13 protein-coding genes are annotated in these 15,372 nt (G+C 71.4%); 8 read left to right on the top strand and 5 right to left on the bottom strand.

Annotated elements, in window-relative coordinates; genetic code table 11:
• Positions 1-94: 94 nt before the first annotated feature.
• Positions 95-1,336 (top strand): DUF2236 domain-containing protein, encoded by a 1,242-nt coding sequence (locus tag IPI43_11600; protein ID MBK7774764.1) that lies wholly within the window; start codon positions 95-97, stop codon positions 1,334-1,336.
• A gap of 3 nt (positions 1,337-1,339) precedes the next feature.
• Here the strand turns inward: IPI43_11600 and IPI43_11595 are convergent, their stop codons facing one another.
• Complete coding sequence (locus IPI43_11595) at positions 1,340-1,753, bottom strand: HIT family protein (protein MBK7774763.1); 414 nt, start codon at positions 1,751-1,753, stop codon at positions 1,340-1,342.
• 57 nt (positions 1,754-1,810) lie between these two features.
• Here IPI43_11595 and IPI43_11590 point away from each other — a divergent pair, with 57 nt between their 5' ends.
• From IPI43_11590 to IPI43_11575, 4 genes are all read left to right on the top strand, one after another.
• Positions 1,811-4,081 (top strand): protein kinase, encoded by a 2,271-nt coding sequence (locus IPI43_11590; GenBank protein ID MBK7774762.1) that lies wholly within the window; start codon positions 1,811-1,813, stop codon positions 4,079-4,081.
• An 85-nt stretch (positions 4,082-4,166) separates the two neighbouring features.
• On the top strand, positions 4,167-5,429 hold the full coding sequence (locus tag IPI43_11585; protein ID MBK7774761.1) for a GAF domain-containing sensor histidine kinase: 1,263 nt from the start codon (positions 4,167-4,169) through the stop codon (positions 5,427-5,429).
• 87 nt (positions 5,430-5,516) lie between these two features.
• Entirely contained in the window at positions 5,517-5,660 is a 144-nt protein-coding gene (locus IPI43_11580) for a hypothetical protein (protein ID MBK7774760.1), read from the top strand.
• Positions 5,661-5,742: 82 nt separating this feature from the next.
• Positions 5,743-7,116 (top strand): FAD-binding protein, encoded by a 1,374-nt coding sequence (locus IPI43_11575; GenBank protein ID MBK7774759.1) that lies wholly within the window; start codon positions 5,743-5,745, stop codon positions 7,114-7,116.
• Here the strand turns inward: IPI43_11575 and bla are convergent, their stop codons facing one another.
• Together bla and IPI43_11565 are read right to left on the bottom strand one after the other, a co-directional pair.
• Positions 7,117-7,920: a subclass B1 metallo-beta-lactamase gene (gene bla, locus IPI43_11570; GenBank protein ID MBK7774758.1), complete on the bottom strand. Its 804-nt coding sequence runs from the start codon at positions 7,918-7,920 to the stop codon at positions 7,117-7,119.
• A gap of 15 nt (positions 7,921-7,935) precedes the next feature.
• Positions 7,936-8,205 (bottom strand): hypothetical protein, encoded by a 270-nt coding sequence (locus tag IPI43_11565; GenBank protein MBK7774757.1) that lies wholly within the window; start codon positions 8,203-8,205, stop codon positions 7,936-7,938.
• A 107-nt stretch (positions 8,206-8,312) separates the two neighbouring features.
• Between IPI43_11565 and IPI43_11560 the strand changes: the two genes are divergently transcribed.
• Both IPI43_11560 and IPI43_11555 read left to right on the top strand, forming a co-directional pair.
• Positions 8,313-8,729, top strand: coding sequence for a YjbQ family protein (locus IPI43_11560; protein MBK7774756.1), 417 nt, complete (start codon positions 8,313-8,315; stop codon positions 8,727-8,729).
• Positions 8,730-8,783: 54 nt separating this feature from the next.
• Positions 8,784-12,119, top strand: a complete 3,336-nt coding sequence (locus tag IPI43_11555; protein MBK7774755.1) for a hypothetical protein — start codon at positions 8,784-8,786, stop codon at positions 12,117-12,119.
• A 22-nt stretch (positions 12,120-12,141) separates the two neighbouring features.
• Here the strand turns inward: IPI43_11555 and IPI43_11550 are convergent, their stop codons facing one another.
• Both IPI43_11550 and IPI43_11545 read right to left on the bottom strand, forming a co-directional pair.
• Entirely contained in the window at positions 12,142-12,813 is a 672-nt protein-coding gene (locus IPI43_11550; GenBank protein ID MBK7774754.1) for a hypothetical protein, read from the bottom strand.
• Positions 12,814-12,864: 51 nt separating this feature from the next.
• A complete protein-coding gene (locus IPI43_11545) occupies positions 12,865-14,397 on the bottom strand; it encodes a mechanosensitive ion channel (protein MBK7774753.1) in 1,533 nt (510 codons plus the stop codon).
• A gap of 107 nt (positions 14,398-14,504) precedes the next feature.
• Between IPI43_11545 and IPI43_11540 the strand changes: the two genes are divergently transcribed.
• Positions 14,505-15,356: a sel1 repeat family protein gene (locus IPI43_11540; GenBank protein MBK7774752.1), complete on the top strand. Its 852-nt coding sequence runs from the start codon at positions 14,505-14,507 to the stop codon at positions 15,354-15,356.
• Positions 15,357-15,372 lie beyond the last annotated feature (16 nt).

Below are 15,372 nucleotides of genomic sequence, written 5' to 3'. Positions count from 1 at the left end.
TACGCGACGATTTTCGGACCCCCGGGACCCCACGTTGTCCGTCTCCAGCCACTTTTCACCAGCCGTCTAGCTGAAACGCGGTCACACTGCGGGCATGAGCAAGCCGCGGATCCCCACCGAGTTTCGCTACTGGGAGCAGCTCGAGACGCCTTATGCGAAGGCGCTTCGGCAGCTGCTGCGTGCCGTTTTCGGCGTGGAGCCGCGACTGCCGGACGAGGCGGTGCGGAAGTATGCCGAGGCCTACTACGACGCCGACCCGGTGGCGGAGGCGTTCATCGACGAGGTGTACCTGACGCAGGGCCAGGTGGCGGGGCGCGCCATGGTGGACCAGGCGCTGGCGCATGGTGTGGACAGCGTGCCCAACGCGCCCGCTTCGCTGCGCCGGCTGTTCAGCGAGATCGAGGTCATGCCCGAGTGGCTCGACTGGGAGCAGGTGGAGCTGGGCGCGCGCGTTTTCCGGCGCTTCAGCACGTATGTCTACAGCTTCGCCGGGGTCATCACGCTGCACGGCTACCGCGAGAACTCGGTGGCGAAGCCCCTGTCGTTCACGGGGGCCTACAACGGGGAGTCCGCCAACCGGCGCTTCCTCGAGACGGCGGCGTTCTGGATCGATGTGTCGGAGCCCGGCGGGCTGCGTAAGGGCGGCAAGGGCATCGAGACCGCGCTGCGCGTGCGCCTGATGCACGTCTTCGTGCGGCGTCGCTTGATGGCGCACCCCGAGTGGGACCTCGAGGCCTGGGGCGTGCCCATCTCGCAGGGTGACGCGATGCTCACGCTCATGGGCGGCAGCGTGGCGCCGGGCTATGGCATGCGGCTGCTGGGCTTCCGCGTGCCGCGCGAGGAGATCGTGGCCTTGCTGCACTTCTGGCGCTACGTGGGGCACCTCTTGGGCGTGCAGCCGCGCTGGTACCCGGCCACGCCCGAGGAGGGCATCGGCTTGCTCTACGCCAGCGAGATCAAGGGCGTGCGGCGCTCGGGCGAGGATGGCCGGAAGCTGGCCGTGTCCTACCTCGAGTCGTTCCGCCCCACGCCCACGGACAGCCAGCGCGACGTGCTGATCAAGAAGCTGGAGCACGGCCTCGAGCGCGGTTACGCGGCGTGGTTCCTGCCGCCGCAGTCGCACTTCGCCTACAAGCTGCCGGGCCCCGGGCTCTGGGCGCTGCATCCGCCCGCGCAGTTCCTGCCGCGCTACGCGCTCGAGACGCTGCGGCGTCACGTGCCGCAGGTGGACGAGTGGGTGGACCGCCGCGCGCGGCAGAAGTCGAAGGCGTGGGTGCACGGTCGGCTCGGCGCGCGGCACGCCGAGTATCAAGCGGTCAGCAACTTCACGCGCTGACGGTCAGGCTGTGCGGGCCAGCGCGGTTTGCAGCTCATGGACCCGCTCGGTCAGAGCGTTGTCGGTGTAGGGCTCGGCGTCGCCCACCCCCCACACCGGGCGCGGCCAGGCAGCGTCGCCCGGGCTGCGCGCGATGTGGTGCAGGTGCAGCTGCGGCACCATGTTCCCGAGCGCGGCCACGTTCAGCTTGAAGGGCGCGAACAGCGCCACCAGCGCCCGGCTCAGCAGCGCGGACTCGCGTGTGAGCGTCTGCTGCTGCGCCTCGCTCAGCTGGTAGACGTCGCGCACCTCCGCCACGCGCGGCACCAGGATGGTCCAGGGGTAGCGTGCGTCACGGATGAGCCGCACGTCCGACAGCCCGAGCGAGGTCACAGGCACGCTGTCGGCGGCCAGGGTGGGGTGCAGCGCGAAGGTCATGCGGCGGAGTGTAGGAGAGACGCCGCGGTCGCGCGAAACACGATACGCTAGCGGGCGGTGCCATCCCATGGGGTGAACAACAAGCCCAGCGTGAGCGTGAGCGGTGACGTGTCGAGGACACGCGTGATGGCGCGCGTGGGGACCACGCTGGGGGCGCCCATCATCCTCGCTGCGTGCGTGGTGACGTTGGTGGCCACCGTGGGCCTGCTGGCCACCGCGTCGTCGTACCTGACGCTGAAGCAGGCGGGCCACGAGCGGGCCGACGCGTGGCTCGACGGGCGGCGCGCGCACCTCGAGGGCACGCTCGAGCAGGCCTTCGGCGTGGCCGACCCCCTGCTGGACCACCTGGCCGCGTTCGTGCGTGGCCAGCCCGGCGATGACCGCGTGGACGGCCTGGTGCCGCGCCTGCATGCGCTCGCGGCGGGACGCACGGGGGTCACGTGGGTCAGCGTCAGCTATCCGGACGGCACCTTCGTGGGGGTGTCCCGCGGGGAAGACGGTCGCTTCGAGGCGCAGGCGACCACGGTGGAGACGTGGGACGACCCCAACGCCACGGACGCCGAGCGCGCCGCCACGGGGGTGGAGCGCCGGCTGGCCCTCGACGAGCGTGGCCGGGTGCGAGAGCGCTCGCGTGCGCTGTCGGCCTATGACCCGCGTCGCCGGCCATTCTACGAGCTGGCTGTGCGGGAGCGCGCGCGTGTGTGGACCGAGCCCTACACCTTCTTGCCCGACTGGCGCACGGGCGTGACGCGCGTGGAGCCGGTGTACCAGAGCGACGCGCCGGGTGCGCCCCTGATCGCGGTGCTCACCGTGGACTTCGACGCCGAAGAGCTGACCCAGCTGCTGGGCGCCCCGGTCTACGCGGACAAGCGCACGCTGGTGGTGACCTCGGGCGGCGTGGTGCTGGCAGCGCACGGCGTGGCGCTCGACGAGCTGGCCGCTGACCTCGACCCGAGCGAGCGGCCCGTGCCGACGCTCGCGGCGATCACGGACCCCGTCGTGGTGGCCATGCGCAGCTTGTTCGGTGCCGGCGACGAGCGCGTGGCGGCGGCCATGACCGTGGCCGGCGAGGCCTATCGCTATGACGCGCGTGTGGTGGCCAACCTGTCTGGCCAGCGAGTCCTGCTGCTGACCGCGGTGCCCGAGCGCGAGCTCTACCGTGCGGCGCACCAGCAGGCGCTGCGGGGTGCGCTCACCACGGGCGCGCTCACGCTGCTGGGGCTGCTGCTGGCCTTTGCCATCTCGGCCAGCCTCGCCCACCACCGGCGCAAGCGGCGCCTGGCCGAGGCGGCGGCGCAGCGCGCGCGAGAGCAGGTGCGCCAGCTGGGACGCTACGAGCTGGTGAGCCTCTTGGGCGCGGGCGCCATGGGCGAAGTCTACCGGGCGCGGCACACGCTGCTGGCGCGCGACGCCGCCCTCAAGCTCATCAAGTGGCGCGACCTCTCGCGCGGAAGCGACGCGACCGGTGAGCTGGAGGCGCGCATGGAGGAGCGCCGGCAGCGCTTCTTCGACGAGGCCCAGCGGCTGGCCAGCCTGCACAGCCTGCACACCGTGAGCGTGCACGACTTCGGAGTGTCCGAGGACGGACGCTACTTCCTGGTGATGGAGCTCCTGGACGGGCTCGACCTCGCCAGCCTGGTGGCCTACGACGGGCCGCAGGCACCGGCGCGCGTGGCCGCGATCCTGGCCCAGGTCTGCGACTCGCTCGCCGAGGCCCACGAAGGTGGGCTGGTGCACCAGGACATCAAGCCCGGCAACGTATTCCTGTGCCGCATCGCCGAGGCGCTCGACTTCGTGAAGGTGCTGGACTTCGGCTTGGCGCGCGCCGTGGGTCAGCCGGGCGACGTCGGGACGCCGCACACCATCGAGGGCACGCCGGCCTACATGGCGCCCGAGCAGATCCTGGGCGAGCCCATTGGCCCGGCCGTGGACCTCTACGCGCTGGGCGGGCTCGGCTTCTTCTTGCTGACGGGCCAGCCTCCGTATCCGGGCTCGCACCGCGAGGGACTCTTCGCGCAACACGTGCACGGGCCCCTGCCCTCGCTGCCGGAGGACGTGGCCAAGCACACGCCGCGCGCACTGGCACAGCTGCTCACGCGCTGCCTGGCGAAGCAGCCCGACCACCGCCCGTCGTCCGCGCGGGTGCTGGCGGAGGTGCTGCGCAAGATCGCGGCCGAGCACGCAGAGGAGTGGAGCGCCGAGGACCGACAGCGCTGGTGGGCGAAGCTCGAACAAGAGCGCCCCGCGAAGCCGGAGGACGACCACGCTCCGAGCGCGCTGCCCGTGCGCATCGACGCGGCGCACTCCATGCGGCGCCGCTCGGCCTGAGCGTCCGCGGGCGTGCCTCGGCCTCGGCTAGGCCCTTTCACGGGTCGCGCCGTGCAGGCATACTGCAAATAGAAAGGGAAGCCCGATGGATGAGCCACTCAGCATTCGCGAGGCTGCGCGCTTCACGCTGGTCCGCCGCTCGGTGGATGATGACGAGACCCTCTCCCGCGCCTTCCTCAACGCGCTGAAGCTCAGCGCCGAGACGCTGAACGTCGCCCGCGTGGGCATCTGGCGCTACGAAGAGGACGGCACGCGCATCCGCTGCGAGATGCTGTTCGACCGCCGCACCGGGAACGCCGCCCCGGGCGAGGTCATCGACCTGCTGCGCTGCCCACGCTACGCCGAGGCCCTGCGCACGCGTCGCGTGGTGATGGCCGAGGACGCCCGCGAGGACTCACGCACCGGCGAGCTGACGCCCTACCTCGTCGCGAACGACATCCACGCGCTGCTCGACTGCCCGGTCTTCGAGCAGGGCGACGCGATTGGGGTGGTGTGCCACGAGCACGTCGGCGCCGTGCGCGCTTGGACCGCCGAAGACCGCTACTTCGCCGCCACGGTGGCCGACATGCTGGGCCTGTATCTCGAGCAGCGCGCCTCGGCACGCCACTACCAAGAGCTGCTGGACGCGCGCCGTGAGCTCGAGCGTCACCGCGTGATGGAGTCGCTCGGACGCATGGCCGCCAACGTGGCCCACGACTTCAACAACGTGCTGCTGGCCCTGCAGCTGCGCACCGACTTCATGCGCAAGGATCCACCCCAAGAGGACCGTGGCCACGTAGGCGCGGACTTGCTGAGCATCGTCGACCAAGGGCGCCGCCTGGTGCGCAACCTGTTGGACTTCGCCAACCAGGATCAGCCGCCCACCACGGTCATCGACCTGGCCAACGTGCTGCGCGCCATGCGGCCGGCGCTCTCGGCGCTGGCGGACGACGGCATCGACCTCACCATGGAGCTGCCCGACGAGCCGGTCTACGTGCGCCTCGAGCAGAGCGGCGCCGAGCAGATCGTGATGAACCTGGTGAAGAACGCGCGCGACGCGCTGATCGGCGGGGGCCACCTGAGGCTCACGTTGACCCTGGACGTTGGCCCGAATGGTGACGACCCCGCCCGTCCGCTGGCGCGGCTGGTGGTGGCCGACACGGGGGTGGGCATGGACGACGCCACGCGCGAGAAAGCCTTCGAGCCCTTTTTCACCACCAAGGAGCGCGGCGAAGGCGACGGTCTCGGGCTCTCCACGGTTTACTCGGTGGTCACCGCGGCGGGCGGCACCGTGAGCGCGAGCAGCGCCCTCGGCGAGGGCACCACCATCACCGTGCTGCTGCCTCGCTTGGGCGGCGCAAGAACCTGAGCCAGCCAAGGCGATATCACCCTTGTGCATTCTCGGAGACCTGTGATCCTTGACGCTGGTGGCGCGTGCCACCTCACGGAGGTCCTCATGGGTGACAAGTCCCCGAAGTCGAAGCAGAAGAACGACAGCCAGAAGCAGGCCAGCCAGAAGGAGACCGCCAACAAGGCCTCCGCGAAGCAGGCCAGCCAAGCGAAGCAGGCGGCCCCCGCGCCTGCCAAGGGGAAGAAGTAGGGCACGGCCCTCGCGCGGCTCGGCCTGCCTCGTGCAGGTCGTGTCCGTCGCATAGGTCGCAGCTGCTATGCTCGGCGCCACCATGGCGACCACGGCAGCCCGCGAGACCTTTGACGTTGTAGTGGTGGGCGGAGGCACGGCGGGGCTGCATGCCGCAGGCGAGCTCGCGGTGTTGGGGCTGCGGGTGGTGGTGCTCGAGAAGCGCGGCGCAGGGCGCAGCGGGGCGCGTTGGTGCAACGGCGTGCTGGACTGGCAGCTGACGCGGGCCGGGCTGGGCACGAGCTGGATCACGGGGTACCCCCGCACGAGCGCGTCCCACATGCTGAGCCCCAGCGGCCGGCACCGCTTCACCATCGAGGACAACCCGATCATCGAGGCCGACATGCGGGCCCTGGTGGATCACCTCCGTGCACGCGCCGAGGCCGCGGGCGTGGACCTCCGCTGGGGTGTGAGCGACGTCTCGCTGTCGCTCCGTGGCGGGCGCGTGGCGGGGCTGTCGGCGCGCCAGGGAGAGCACCCGCTCGCCTTCGACGCGCCGCTGTTCGTGGACGCGGCTGGCTACCGCGGGGTGCTGCGCTCGCAGGTGCCGGAGCTCGCGCGCGCGTGCCCGCCGTGCGCGCCCTCCGATCTGTGCACCGCCCAGCAGTTCATGCTGAAGATCGACGACGTGGCCGGGGCGCGTGCGTTCTTGCGCGAGCACGCGGCCTCCCCGGGTGACGTGGTGTCCTGGCTGGCCACGGCAGGCGGCTACTCCACGGTGAACGTCGGGGTGGACCCTTCGTTCGAGCACGTGTCCGTGCTGGCGGGCTCCATCCCCGTGGGTGGTGCCCCGGGCGGCGCCGAGCTGGTGCGACAGGTGCGCGCCCAGCACCCCTGGATGGGCGAAGCGCTCTTCGGCGGAGGCGGCACCATCCCGCTGCGGCGCGTCTACGACCGCTTCACCGCGCCCGGCATCGCGCTGGTGGGCGACGCCGCCGGGCAGGTGATGACCGGCCACGGCAGCGGCATCGGCTTCGGCCTCATCGCGGGGAAGATGCTGGCCGAGGCCGTGGCAGGCGCACGCGACCCGGGCGCGGCCGACGTTCTGTGGCGCTACCAGGCGGGCTTCCTGCGCGAGTTCGGCGGCACGCTCTCGGGCTACGACGCCGTGCGCCGCATGAGCTGCGCGCTGGGGTCGGCCGGCGTGGAGACGCTCTTCGCGGTGGGGATCTTCTCGCCGTCGCTGGTGCGGCCGGGCCTCGATCAGCGGCGTGGCCAGCTCGCCCCCGGCGAGGCCCTGCGCGCGGGCCGGCGGCTGCTCCAGCGGCCTGCGCTCGCGCGGGTGGTCGTCCCCACGCTGGCCACCCTGAGCGCGTCGGAGGGCCTGTACCGGGCCTATCCGAGGCGCCGCAACGGCCTCGCGTTCAAGGCGTGGGAGGCCGCGGCGCAGCGCTTGCTGCCGAGCCAAGGCGCCTGATCAGCGCTCTCCCCGCGCCGCCCGCACGAGCGTGAGAGTGTGGTCCAGCAGGCCGGCGTCGCCGGGCTCGCCGTGACCGGGGACCACCACGCGTGGCGCCGGCACGCGCGCACGCACCGCCGCGAGGGCCGCCTCCCAGGTCTCGAGCGACGCGTCGGCCAGGTTGCCCACGGACGTGCCGGCCTGCTCGCGCACCATGCAGGTCCCGAAGAGCACGTGTTCGTCGGGGAGCCACACCACCAGGTTGTCGGGCGCGTGCGCCGCGCCAGGAAAGAACGCCTCTGCGCGAACGCCGTCCACTCGCAGCGTGGTCTCGCTCGCGAAGGTCTCGCTGGGCGGGGGCTCACCGGCGGCCACGGCGCGTGTGGCCGTGAGCGCGAGGCCGTGCACCACGATGCCGCGGCGCTGCGCCTCGCGGATGCCCCCCATGCGGTCGTCGTGGGAGTGCGTGACGATGGCGTGCGTCACGCGCCGGCCGTGGGCGGCTTCCACGTGGTCCAGCAGGAGCGCCGTGCCCGCGTCGTCCCAGGTGGTGTCCACCAGCAGCGCTTCATGGGGGCCCATCACCACCAGGCCGTTGGACGACACGCGCCCCCACTCGGGCAGCTCCTTCCACGACACGTGCAGCAGCACGTTGGGGCTCAGTCGGCGCACCACGAGGTCCGCGTGGAGTGTCACGTCGGTGGACGGCAGGGTGGAAGCCGCTGGCGCGGAGCCGGACGCGGGCTCAGCGGGAGCCACAGGGCTCGCCGCGCCACAGCCAGCCAGCATCAGCGCGACCACGAGGAAGAGCAGAGAGCGCATGCGCGCAGCGTGCGGTCAGAAGGGCTCGCGCGCCACGCTGTCCACGATGCGCGGGACGAAGCTCGGCCGCACGTCGGGCGCCCGGTACTCCTGGGCAGCGCGGTTCACCACGTAGAACGTCCCCGGGCCCTCGGGGATGCCCTGCACCACGGTGCCATCGAGGTCCGTGACGCGCGCGGGGCGCTCCCACTGCGCAGAGGCGTCGCTGGCCAGCGCAGCGTCGAAGGCGGTGAGCACGAGCGCGCCGAGGGCCACGCGCAGACAGAGGCGAAGGGGTGAGCTCATGAACGGGCGTCCTTTCGAGGGGTGTCTCCCAAGGTAGCGGACGGGGTCGCGGGGTGCCCACTCGTCCTCGTGCCGCGCGCGCGGTCGTGGTACGCCAAGCGCCCGCCATGACCTACTTCGCCGAGACCCTCGAGATCGCCACGCGTGGGCGCGGCACGCACGACATCACCCGCGAGGTGCAGCGCGTGGTGGGCGCATCCGGCACGCTGCGCGGGCTGTGCACCGTGTTCGTGCACCACACCAGCGCGTCGCTGATCATCAACGAGAACGCCGACCCCAACGTGCACGTGGACTTGAACGCTTGGCTCGCGCGCCTGGTGCGCGACGGCGACCCGCTCTTCGTGCACACCGAGGAGGGCCCGGACGACATGAGCGCCCACGTGCGCGTCGCGCTGACGCAGACCTCGCTGGGTATCCCGGTCGAGAGTGGCCGCGCGGACCTCGGCACCTGGCAGGGCGTCTACCTCTGGGAGCACCGCACCCGCGCGCACACACGCCGCGTGACGATCTCCGTGGTGGGCTGACCCACCGTGTTCTATTGTGGGTGAACATTTCCACTGTAGCGGAGCTGTCCCCCCATGACTCGCTGTCCTCTTCGCGCGCTCCGAGTGCTCGCGCTGTGCTGTCTGTTGCCCGCTGTGATCGGGTGCGGCGACGCGAACACCCCGCCCGGCGAAGACGCGGGCCTGCCGCCCGACGAGCGCTGCGAGACGCCACTCGACTGCGATGACGGCCTGTTCTGCAACGGCGCGGAGCGCTGCACCCCCACGAGCCCCGACGCCGACGAGCGCGGCTGTGTGAGCGCCGCTGCGCCGTGCCTCACGGGCCAGGCCTGCCTCGAGGCACAGCTGGCCTGCGAGACGGTCTGCTCCGAGACCGAGGACGCCGACGACGACGGGCACCGCGCCATGGTCTGCGGGGGCGACGACTGCGACGACAGCGACCGCGTCCGCTTCCCGGGCAACACCGAGGTCTGCGACGTGGAGGATCGCGACGAGGACTGCGACCCGACGACCTTCGGCTTTCGCGACCAGGATGGCGATGGCGTGGCCGACGCGACCTGCTGCAACGACGGACCGGGCGGCGCGCAGACGTGCGGGCGCGACTGCGACGACGCGGCGCCGGGCATCAGCCCCACCGGCACCGAGGCCTGCGACGGCCTCGACAACGACTGCGACGGCATGCTGGACGAGGGCGTGCAGGCCACCTTCTACCGGGACGCGGACGGCGACGGGTTCGGCGACCCCACACTCCCGGTGGAGCACGCGTGCACGGAAGAGCACGGCGACTCGCTCAACGGCTTCGACTGCGACGACGCGGACGACACGGTGCGGCCGGGCGCCTCGGAGCTCTGTGACGGCGCGGACAACAACTGTGATGGGCTCTTCGAGCGCGACCTCGACCGGGACGGCCACCTCGACCCGGGCTCGGTGTGCAGCGGGGGCAACGCGCCCGTGGACGACTGCAACGACTTCAGCGCGACCACCTACGCAGACGCCACGGAGCTGTGCGACCGCGTGGACAACGACTGCGACGGAAGCTCGGACGAGCGCGTGGACGCGGACGCGAGCTGCGCCGTGAGCGGCGTCGCGGCGGGCTTCTGCATCGACGGAGCTTGCCACGTGGCCGCGTGTGAGCCCGGCTTCGGCGACTGCAACGCCGATGCCCGCGATGGCTGCGAGACCGACCTGGCCACCAGCGCCACGCACTGTGGAACGTGCCAACGAACCTGCCCGCTGGCGGAGACGTGCACCGCGGGGCTCTGCGCGCTGCCCAACGCCGTGGACCTCGCCGTGGGAGAGCGTCATGCCTGCGTGGTCACCAGCCGAGGTGCCGTGGGCTGCTGGGGTGAGAATTCGGACGGTCAGCTCGGCGCGGGAACCAGTGAGCTGCGCCGCTACGCCTCGCACTCGAGCCGCTTCGGCGCGTCCACGGCGGTCGCCACCAGCACGGGCACCACCTGCGCCATCGCGGTGGACGGGCGGGTGTTCTGCGACGGGCACAACCGCTACAGCGAGCGCGGCGTGGGGAACGCCGCCAGCTTCGCGCTGCCCACGGTGGTGAGCGACCTGACGGACGTGCGCGCCATCACGGGTACCGGCCGCCACTTCTGTGCAGAGCGCGACGACGGCGTGTGGTGCTGGGGCTGGGGTCCGGGCCTCCTGCAGGAGACGACGCCCGCCCTGCTCGCCTCGGGGGGCGGCGAGATCGGGCTCGGAGGCAGCACGCTGTGCGGCTTCGGCGGCCCGGTGGATGGGCTCTGGTGCCTCGGGTCGGACGAGTTCGGGCAGCTCGGCGACGACACGGTGCTGCCCTTGTGCCCCTGGGTGGAGCCCACGTTCCCAGTGGCGAGCGAGGTGTTCTGCTCCTCGAGCCCGCTCGCGGTGGACACCGACCTCGCGCACGACCTGGTGGCTGTCGGAGACGGCTTCACCTGCTCGGCGGACGGCGGCTCGGTGGCCTGCTGGGGTGACAACAGCCACGGGCAGGGGCTCGTGCCTCCCCCCACCAGCGTGGATCGGCCACTCGTCGTCGCGGCGCAGTCGCCCGACAGCGCGGCGCTCACGGCCCTCCGCGCTGGTCGCGACCACGCCTGTGTGCGCCGCGCGGATGGCACGGTGGCCTGCTGGGGCGGCAACGACTTCGGCCAGCTGGGCCGCGGCACCACCGACAGCGCGAGCGAGATCGAAGACGTGCCGGCGGCCCCGTCGTTCGTGACCGTGGAGGCCGGGGGCGACACCACCTGCGCCATCGACACCGCCGGGCAGGCCTGGTGCTGGGGCCTCAACGACGTGGGACAGGTCGGCGACCGCAGCGCGGAGAGCCGCAGCGCGCCCACGCGCGTCACGGGCTTCGACACCGCCCGCGGCATCGCGCGCGGGGGAACGTGTGCCGTCATGCGCAGCGGTGAGCAGCGCTGCTGGGGCGGCGGCGATCCCATGGCTTCGGTGGTCGCGGAGACCGATGAGATCCACACCGCCGTGGTCGCGGTCTCCCACACCTGTGTGCTGCGCGCGGGCGGGGAGGTCTGGTGCTGGGGCCTCAACGACTTCGGTCAGCTCGGCAACGGCACCATCGAGAACGGCCTCTTCGCGGCCGCCCAGGTGGACCTCGAGGAAGCGGTCTCGCTGAGCGCCAACAGCTACACCACCTGCGCCGTGCTCGCGACCGGCGGCGTCCGCTGCTGGGGCCAGAACCTCACGGGTCAGCTGGGCCTCGACACGAGCATCACCGCGGCTGGCGTTCCGGTCGCCATTCCGGGCGTCGACGACGCGCTCAGCGTGTCCGTGGGCCAGTCGCACGTGTGCGCTGTGCGCCGCAGCGGGGCCGTGGCCTGCTGGGGGAGCGGTGGCGAGGGGCAGCTGGGGGACGGGCTCGGCATCGACAGCGTGACGCCCGTCGCCGTGGTGTCGCTCGACGACGTCGTGCAGGTGGAGGCCGGGAACCGTGTCACGTGCGCGCGCCGCGTGGCCGGCAGCGTCTACTGTTGGGGCACGGGCACATCCGGCCAGCTGGGCGCCGGCGCCAACCGCCCCTTCTCGCCCACCCCCATCCCGGTGCGTGACGTCCGAAACGCGACGGCGCTGCACCTCACCGGGGAGACGGCCTGCATCATCGATGACCTCGCCGAGGTCTACTGCTGGGGCTTCAACGGGTCGGGCCAAGCCGGTCCGCACCCGTCGATCTCATCCCAGCTGTTCGTGGCCCAGCGCGTGCCGGGCGTGCTCGCCACGCAGATCGCCGGCAGCCGACACACCACCTGCGCGGTGGGGCTCGACGACGCCGTCCGCTGCTGGGGCGAGAGCACGGTCGGCGAGGCCGGCGTGCTGTCGACCGACTGCTTCTTCGTCTGTGACCCGGGCGGCTGCTCGGGGGGGTGCCCGGCCGGGGTCACCACCGTGGGCGGGCTCTAGGGGCCCGCGAGCGTCACGGCGCTCAGACGCCCGCGTAGTGCATGGCCAGGCCCGCGCCGATAGGCACGAAGCACATCAGCAGGAACACCAGGATCCAGCCGTGCGTGCGGACACCCAGCATCCGCGCGGCCACGTTGAGGGGCTTGTTGCAGAGGCCGCTCATGATGCAGAAGTCGTGGTCGTACGGGTCCACGTGGTGCTTCGCGTGTGCGCTGTACGGGATGATGAAGCGCACCTTCTGCAGCTTGGTGACCAGCGCGCCGCGCTGCGCGTCCGGGATGTGTGCCCAGCGGTGGCTCATCTGCATGAGGTGCAGCATGGCCACCATGCTGAGGAAGGCCACGAACACCAGCGGGTTGTTGAACGGCGCGACCGCCAGGAAGAACAGCGTCAGCGGGAGGTGCATGACGTAGAGGTGCTGATACAGGGTCAGCTCTCGGAAGATCTTCTCGGGGTCGTTGTGGTGGTTCTGGAAGCCCTGGGCCAGCGGCGCGATGAACTTGATGTCCAGCGAGCGCGGGTTGTCGAGGATGATGTGCAGCAGCCCGCTGACCATGTCGGTGACGAAGTAGCAGAGCACCACCATGATGAGGATGGCCTGCCAGCTGGGGGGCTCGGTCACGATGCGATAGACGGACCACCCGATCCCCAGCGACATGAGGATGGTGAACTTGCTGCTGTACTGAGCCTGCATTTGGCGCCGTATACCATAATCGGCGTTCTACGCGAGGCGCCGCGCGAGCCATCAATCCAGCTGGAAGAAGGCGCGGATCTTCGACGTCAGGTCGCGCTGGTTCTCCGCGCGGCGCTTGGCGTCGGCGGCTTCGTCCACGCGTCCACGGACGGCCTCGAGGCCCGTCTGGCGCTCCACCAGGCTCGCCGCCACCTGCTCGGCGAGCTCCGGGTTCTTGGCCAGCAGCGTGCGGAACGCGCTCGCGTCCAGGCGGTAGCACTCCACGTCGGTCATGGCGATGCACGTGGCGCGGCGCTTCTCGCCCGTGAGCAGCGCCATCTCGCCGAAGAAGTTGCCGGCGGAGAGACGCGCCACCTGGTTGTCCTCCCCGATACCACCCACGCGCACGGAGACCTCGCCGCGCACGATGATGTAGAGGTGGTGCGCCTTGGCGCCCTCGCGCGTCATGGTCTCGCCTTGCGCGAAGGGTGCGCGGTGCAGGCTCTCGGCCAGCGCCAAGCGGTCTTCGTCGGAGATGCCGCGGAACAGGTCCACGTCGCCGAGGGCCTTCATGCGCCGCGCGAAGTCCTCCTCGCGCTTGGCCTGCGCGCGCTCCTCGTCGTGCTCGGTGAGGAACACGGTCTGCGCTGGGATGGCCGGGGCCATGCGGGCCCGCGCCAGCGCGAAGAAGATGCGCGTGCGCACAAGGCTGTCGGTGGGATCGTCGGCCGCGAGGTCCGTCAGCCAGTAGCGCACCGCGTACTTGGTGGAGCTGGTGTCGAAGTCCATGGTGATGCAGTTTGGCAGCGGCGTGGCGGCCACGTTGGTGATGGGCTGCGCGCACAGCGCCTGCTCCACGGTGGCGATGACGTCCGTGGGCGTGTGGCGGAAGTCCACATGGAAGTACACCCAGCGGCGCCACTGCAACGGCTGGTTCTCGCGCTGCCCCAGCACCATGACCTGGCCGCGGGTGAGCACGCTGTTGGGAAAGATCACGGTCTCCCAGTTGCGCGTCTCGATGGCGGTGAAGCGCCAGCGGATCTCGGACACGCGCCCCGACACGTCGCCGATCTTGACCCAGTCGCCCACCTGGATGGACCCGTCCATCTGCAGCGCGAGGCCGCTCAGGATGTTGCCCAGCGTGTCTTGCAGCGAGAGGCCGATGACGGCCGTCAGCACCGCGCTCGTGGCGATGACGCCGCTCAGGTCGAGGCCCAAGTGGGACGAGGCACGCATCAGCGCGACCAGGCCCGCGATGGTGGTGAGCACGTCCGGCACGATGCGCGGGACGCCGGGGCGAACGCGCCGCACCAGCCCCTCGAAGATGACCACGCTGACCAGCCCCACGCCCGCCAGCGTGCCGAGCAAACCCGTGCCCACGCGCAGCTCCTCGGCGCTGCTGTGATCGAGCGTGGCCATCAGCGCGGTCACGCCGAGCATGACAACGAACAGCACGAAGACGGAGAAGGCGAAGCGGAAGCGCGCGCGCGGCTCGGAGCCCTTCGGGGAGTCGAGCACGGCACCACGCGCGAGCAGGGCGGCGACCACCATCCAGACCACGCCGAGCGACACCGAAAGGTTCCAGAGATGATTCACGAACGTCACAGTGCGCTCGATACCACCGCCGCGCGAAAGTCGGAAGCGGGACGGCAGGGGCGCACTCGTCCGGGGTGATGTGGTACTGCTCTCGGACTGTCGAACCAGGGGGTACCGTGAAGGCGTTCTACCAGAAGACCATCGAGGACTTGGAGGCTGACGCCGCGGGGGGTGAAGCGCGGGCGCTGGTGCGCCTGGCCGACGCGCTGCGTTCGGGCCTCCGCGGCGCCACGGTGGACCCGGCGCGAGCGCTGCAGCTCGAACTGCAGGCCGCGGAGCTGGGCCACGCAGGCGCGGCGTGTAGCGTGGGGGACTACTACTTTCGCGGCCGTGGGGTGCCGCAAGACCGCGCGGAGGCGCGGCGCTGGTACACGCGCGCGGCCGAGCTGGGCAACGTGGACGCCATGGCCAACCTGCTGGACGGGCTGAAGGGCGACGACCCGGCGGCGCGCGCCGAGTCGCAGGGTTGGCTGGTGAAGGCGGCGCTCCTGGGGCAGCCGCATGCGGTGCACTTGGCCACGGGTGGGCTTGCCGGCTCGCTGCGCGAGTTCGCGGCGCAGTCGCTCGAGCAGATCGCCCAGCAGGCGGCCGAGCAGCCCGACGAGCTGACCGGCACCTTCGAGGTGGAGGCCGATGCGGCACAGCTGAACACGCTCTTGGGCGAGACGCTGGCGCGGCTCGAGGCCACCTGGCCCGACCTGACGGTCTCGGCCGAGGTGGACGGCGACCCCGTGGACGTCCCCGGCCCCACGCCCCACGAGGCGCTCGACGGCGACGACCTCGAGCTCACGATCTACGCGCCGCTGCGCCACGTGCAGATCAACTTCTACCGCAAGAAGACGCGCTGGGAGCTGGTGTTCGCGTCGTTCGAGCCGCACCCCGCGCCTGCCGAGCGCGAGGCCATCTTCACGGCGCTGCGCGACGCGGCCGCCGAGCTCGCCCTGGGCCTGCAGCAGACCGGCGCTTAGGCGCTCTGTGAAGCCG

The sequence above is a fragment of the Sandaracinaceae bacterium genome (assembly GCA_016706685.1).
Lineage (GTDB): Bacteria > Myxococcota_A > Polyangia > Polyangiales > Houyiibacteriaceae > JADJJE01.
This window is presented reverse-complemented; position numbering and strand designations above follow the sequence as displayed.

Coding starts and splice junctions, on each gene's coding strand:
- IPI43_11600 (MBK7774764.1), top strand. CDS start 95: ATGAGCAAGCCGCGGATCCCCACCGAGTTTCGCTACTGGGAGCAGCTC.
- IPI43_11595 (MBK7774763.1), bottom strand. CDS start 1,753: ATGACCTTCGCGCTGCACCCCACCCTGGCCGCCGACAGCGTGCCTGTG.
- IPI43_11585 (MBK7774761.1), top strand. CDS start 4,167: ATGGATGAGCCACTCAGCATTCGCGAGGCTGCGCGCTTCACGCTGGTC.
- IPI43_11580 (MBK7774760.1), top strand. CDS start 5,517: ATGGGTGACAAGTCCCCGAAGTCGAAGCAGAAGAACGACAGCCAGAAG.
- IPI43_11575 (MBK7774759.1), top strand. CDS start 5,743: ATGGCGACCACGGCAGCCCGCGAGACCTTTGACGTTGTAGTGGTGGGC.
- bla (MBK7774758.1), bottom strand. CDS start 7,920: ATGCGCTCTCTGCTCTTCCTCGTGGTCGCGCTGATGCTGGCTGGCTGT.
- IPI43_11565 (MBK7774757.1), bottom strand. CDS start 8,205: ATGAGCTCACCCCTTCGCCTCTGTCTGCGCGTGGCCCTCGGCGCGCTC.
- IPI43_11560 (MBK7774756.1), top strand. CDS start 8,313: ATGACCTACTTCGCCGAGACCCTCGAGATCGCCACGCGTGGGCGCGGC.
- IPI43_11555 (MBK7774755.1), top strand. CDS start 8,784: ATGACTCGCTGTCCTCTTCGCGCGCTCCGAGTGCTCGCGCTGTGCTGT.
- IPI43_11550 (MBK7774754.1), bottom strand. CDS start 12,813: ATGCAGGCTCAGTACAGCAGCAAGTTCACCATCCTCATGTCGCTGGGG.